Source organism: Collinsella sp. An271, assembly GCF_002159695.1.
GTDB classification, from domain to species: domain Bacteria; phylum Actinomycetota; class Coriobacteriia; order Coriobacteriales; family Coriobacteriaceae; genus Collinsella; species Collinsella ihumii.
This window is the reverse complement of the sequence record NZ_NFJE01000027.1, coordinates 1-4748: the sequence shown is the minus strand read 5'-3', so window position 1 is coordinate 4748 and position 4748 is coordinate 1. Positions and strand designations below refer to the sequence as shown.

2 protein-coding genes and 1 pseudogene are annotated in these 4748 nt (G+C 64.3%); 2 read left to right on the top strand and 1 reads right to left on the bottom strand.

Annotated elements, in window-relative coordinates; all coding sequences use genetic code 11:
* Positions 1–169: 169 nt before the first annotated feature.
* A pseudogene (locus B5F74_RS12070) lies at positions 170–676 on the bottom strand (recombinase family protein).
* A gap of 104 nt (positions 677–780) precedes the next feature.
* Between B5F74_RS12070 and B5F74_RS12065 the strand changes: the two are divergent.
* The gene (locus tag B5F74_RS12065; RefSeq protein ID WP_343217562.1) at positions 781–2052 is read left to right on the top strand and encodes an RNA-binding domain-containing protein; all 1272 of its coding nucleotides are present in this window, start codon (positions 781–783) and stop codon (positions 2050–2052) included.
* Between the two features lie 836 nt (positions 2053–2888).
* Positions 2889–3908: an Abi family protein gene (locus B5F74_RS12060; RefSeq protein ID WP_158095790.1), complete on the top strand. Its 1020-nt coding sequence runs from the start codon at positions 2889–2891 to the stop codon at positions 3906–3908.
* Positions 3909–4748 lie beyond the last annotated feature (840 nt).

Here is a 4748-nt window from a genome sequence, read left to right as displayed (position 1 = left end):
AAAAGGTGTACTTTTTGACGGAGCCCGCGCTACCAACTACCTGCGGTTTCGCGCCCTTCCGCTTCACGTGCCGCCGCATACTCCGCCCGTTCCACATACGGCACCTTTTCGATGTCAGAAACGAACACCTTGATGCAACATCCGGTCATCAACCTGGTGATATGCCCCGCTAGGTAGCTTCCCTGGTGTTTTTGTAGAGGCCGGGCCGCCTCTTCCTCGGCCTGCCGAACCTCACGCCGCGCGCCCTGGCGGCGGCTATGCCCTCCGCCTGCCGCTGTTGTATGGACTCGCGCTCCACCTGGGCCACGTAGGAGAGCAGCTGCAGCACGATGTCGGATATGAACGCGCCCGTGACGCCGCCCCTGTCCTCCCGGGTGTCCAGAAACGGCATGTCCAGCACCACGACGTCGGCGCGGACCTCCTTGGTGATGGCGCGTCACTGCCCGCTGATCTCCTCGTAGCCGCGGCCCAGCCAGTCGATGCTCTTCACCACAAGCACGTCGCCCTCTTTCAGAGCGCCCATGAGGCGGATCCACTCCGGCCGCTCGAAGTCCCTCCCGCCCGCCTTGCCTGCGAGCACCCCGTCCACGCTGAACGCAGCGAGCGCGTCGAGCCGCCGGTCCAGGTTCTGCTCCCGCGTGGAAACCCGCGCGTACCCGTACGCCCTTCCGGCCATGAAAGCCTTCTTCTTGTCCGCGGCGCGCAACCGCCACCACCGGCGGCAATCACGCGCCTCCGCCCCGACAAGAAGGGAGGTAAACAGCAGTCACACGGCGGGCGCTGGCAGAATGTACAGGCAGGAAGCGAGAGCGAAGGGAACCGGCCATAAACCTCGGCAAGGAGAGCGAGACCGTCGAGCACAAGCGGTCGACGTCGGAGCTGCGCGAGGGCATGGAGTCGGCGGCCTCGATCCTGAACAAGCACGGACGGGGCACGCTGTACTTCGGCGTGCGTCCCTCCGACGGCGAGGTCGTGGGCCAGGACGTGTCCGAGAAGACGCTGCGCGACGTGTCGCAAGCGTTCACCAACCGGATCGAGCCGAGGGTGTACCCCACCGTGGAGCACCTGGTGACCGAGGACGGGAAGTCCTACATACGCGCGACCTTCTCGGGCGACGAGCGCCCCTACGCTTGCGACGGGCGCTACCGGATCAGGAGCGCGGACGAAGACCTGCCGATGAGCCAGTCCATGCTGCGCGCGCTCATGCAGGAGGAACGCTACCGGAGGAGCCCGTGGGACCGCGAGGCATCGGAGCGGCCCTTGGAGGACGTGGACGAGGGCGAGCTGCGCAGGTTCGTCGAGCGCGGGCGCGAGAGGAGGCGCATCTCCTTCGAGCACCGCTCCGTGGAGGGGACGCTCTCAAGCCTGCACCTCCTCACGGGCGGTAGGCTCACCAACGCCGCCGCCGTGCTATTCTGCCCGTCGGTGGGCGTGCAGCTCAAGATGGGTGTGTTCAAGACGCGCGAGCGGACCGAGGCTCTCGACGTGCGACTGAAGTCGGGGACGCTGTTTCGCCTGGTGGATGAGGCGGAGTACTTCATCGCCAACAACATCCGCAGGCGATTCGTGGTTACCGGCAAGCGCACGCAAGACGAAATCCCCGAGATACCCTTCGAGGCGATCCGCGAGGCGCTCATGAACGCCTACGCCCACCGGATCTGGTACCGTCCCGGCTACGTGCAGGTCGATGTCTACAGCGACGCCGTGGACATCATCAGCCCCAGCTGGTTCATCGACGGGCAAGACCCCGACGATCACTTGGCGGGCGTGAGCAGCGACTCGACCACCCGCAACGAGCTCCTCGCGACGACGCTGTTCCGCTCCGGCGACATCGAGTCGTCTGGCATGGGTATCAGGAAGATCCGCGACCTGTGCGACAGGGCCGGCGTCCGAGTGGGCCACGAGGGGAGGGCCTCGTTCGGGACCAGGCTCACCTTCCATCGCCCCGACCCCTTTGCGGGGGCGGACGGCGGTGAAGAGGGCCGGGAAGGTTCCGGCAAAGTTCCGGCACGTATCATCTTCGAACCACTCAGACAGAGCGGTGCCAGATAGAGGATATCCCCTCGTCATTACGCAAAATCGCAAACAGGCAGCCCGCTCATGGCGGCGGCCGGTACAAGGCAACGGTCCCAATGTGCTGATTCCTCTCTGGGACAGTCCAAAAACCATGTATACGAGTTTAGTGCGATTTTTGAGTGCCCTTTCGCCCTATGCGCCGCACCCTTCGACAAAGCCGCAGGATTCAACTGGGCTTTTGTCGAGGGATACAGCGCATGTGGACGGAAGGCACTCAAAAATCGCACCAAACTCAACCTATGTCCTTGGTGGGTTTTACTTTGGGCTGATTTTTATGCACGCAAATTCTCGCTACCTGCTTGTTTATCAGCGCAATACACATGCTAAAAACCGGGCATGGTAGCACGTCCGGCAGACCCGTCGCCAGGCTTACCGCATCCTGAGATCGCTTGAGGCCGAGGGGCTTGTCGTTCGAAACGGCGAGGGGCGAAGCACGAGCTGGAGCAAGAGCAATGGGAAGCGAGCAGACTGATAGCAATCGCGACATCGCGTCATGTCGCGATGTCGCGAAAGAAGCGGCGGCCTGTGACGCGCCTCTAGCCCTCTTCCGACCGTGCGGTCTTCCAGGCCCCCGACGACATGCTGCGCTCCATGAACGCCTTGGGGCTCAAGAACACGAAGTCGCGCCGCGCCAAGATGCGCAACCTCCGAGTCACCCACATAGCGGCGACACTCTACAGGTCCCATGAGCTCCGCTCGCGCGAGTCCACCCGTGCCGGCACGCCGAGGCGATGGACTCGGTTCGCCGCGCGTTCGACGCCGCGCGCCCCCGCGCTGGTAGAATGGACACCCGAGCCAACAAGGAGCCGCCCATGACTGAACAGACCCAAAACATCACCCAGTCCCAGCCGGCGCCAGAGCGCCCCACTCAAGACCAGACCGAATCGTTCCAAGCAAAGCGCCACTCCAAGCCTCGGCTCACCATCGGGCAGCAGATCGCCCACATGAAGGCAAAGGGTATCGCCTTCGAGCTCTGCTCCGAGGAGGAGGCCGCCTCCCACCTACGCACCAAGTGCCAGTTCTTCCGCGTATACGCCCACCGCAAGCTCTTCCCCAAGCACGTCGGCGGCCCGCGCGATGGCCAGTACGTCAACTTGGACTTCGGGCACCTCAAGACCCTCTCCAACCTCGACCGCATGCTGCGCGACGTCCTGCTCCCCATGACCCTCGACGTCGAGCATTTCGCCAAGGTGCGCCTGCTCGCCGCCGCCAAGGACCATGGCGAGGACGGCTACGCCCTCATGCGCGACTACTACGAAAGCCGCTCGGAGGAGCAGCGGTCCTACATTGAGTCGGAGCTCGACCGTCGGATGAAGGACCCCTACGTCGGCGCGGTCGTACGCAAGTACCGGTACGACATGCCGGTATGGGCGTTCTGCGAGGTCGTTCCCTTCGGGATGTTCTCCGGCCTCGTCAAGTTCTGTGCCGACAGATGGGAAGATGAGGACCTCCAGGACGTTCACTACTTGCTCAAGTACACGCGCTCCGTCCGTAACGCGACTGCACACGGCGCATGTGGAGTCAACGGGCTCACCGATGCCGACCCGCGCATGCGCCCACCGGCATCCCTCGTGAACGCGCTTACGTCGACGGAAGTCCCCAAGCGCCTGCGTGCCAAATGGCTGCGCGGCACGAGAATGGTGCAGATGTGCGCGATGCTGCACCTGTACGCGCAGATCGTTCCTGCAGGAGAGGCCCGAGCGGAAAGGGAGCGGCATCTCACCTCGCTGTTCGCCGCCGTCCGCTCAAGTGACGTGCCCGTGGAAAACCCGGCAGTCGCCGCCCTGCTGTTCATCGAGCGCTTGACGAAGGCGGTAGGCCTGCTACAATGACCTCATCTAGCAAAGCCCTCCGGGCTTATCGGGGCGGGACTGCGAAAGCGGTTCTGCCCCGTTTTCGTAATATGAGAAAGCCATTGTCAAGAGGCATGACGTCGCAGGACCCGATTTTTCAATTGGGTCCTGCGGCATTTCCGGCCGGTCGGGCCCGCGCGGATGCTCGTTAGTCGTCGCTCGCCTGGCAAGCTAATATCCGCGGGCTCGTGGCGCGGCATGCTGGTTCGGATATGTCGCCGCGCGCTACCGCATTTCGATTCTCCGTCCGGGGCCGTCGTCTCGAAAAACCTTGGAGTCTTTCTTCTCGGGCGCGGCCGTCCGGCTGCCCATCGGAAAAGCCGTGAGCCGGCCCCGGCGATGCGTCGAAGCGCGGGCCCTCCCGGCGGGAAGGCTATGGTCCCGGGGCGCTACCCGAGCGTGCCCTCGGCGCGCCTGCCGATCTCCCAGACCCAGCAGGCGAGCTCGCGGGCCACCGCCACGTTGGCGACGCACGGGCGCTTCCCGGCGGCCCTCAGAGCCGCGTGGCGGCGCGAGAGCCTGGCGGTCGCGTCGTTGATACCGCTAATGTAAAAACAACCATTCGCGCAAACGCTTCGCGCCGTCCGTGCTAACGGAAACCCGCCGTTCGCGCAAACGCGCTCCCACCAGTTGCGCAAACGGAAATATGCTCCGACCGAGGATCCGAAGCCTACGGGAGGAGCGCGGATGGAGAGGAACGTGATGGGCGAGCTGAATCTACCCCGATTCCGTTTACACCCTTACGCCGCCATCGGGTGGCGGTCCTCCTCGGGCCAGTTGGCCCGCTCGAACTCCTCGGGGCTGAGGTACCCCAGCGCC

Excerpts from the sequence above, each read along its gene's own strand:
- B5F74_RS12060 (WP_158095790.1), top strand. The coding sequence starts at position 2,889 with ATGACTGAACAGACCCAAAACATCACCCAGTCCCAGCCGGCGCCAGAG.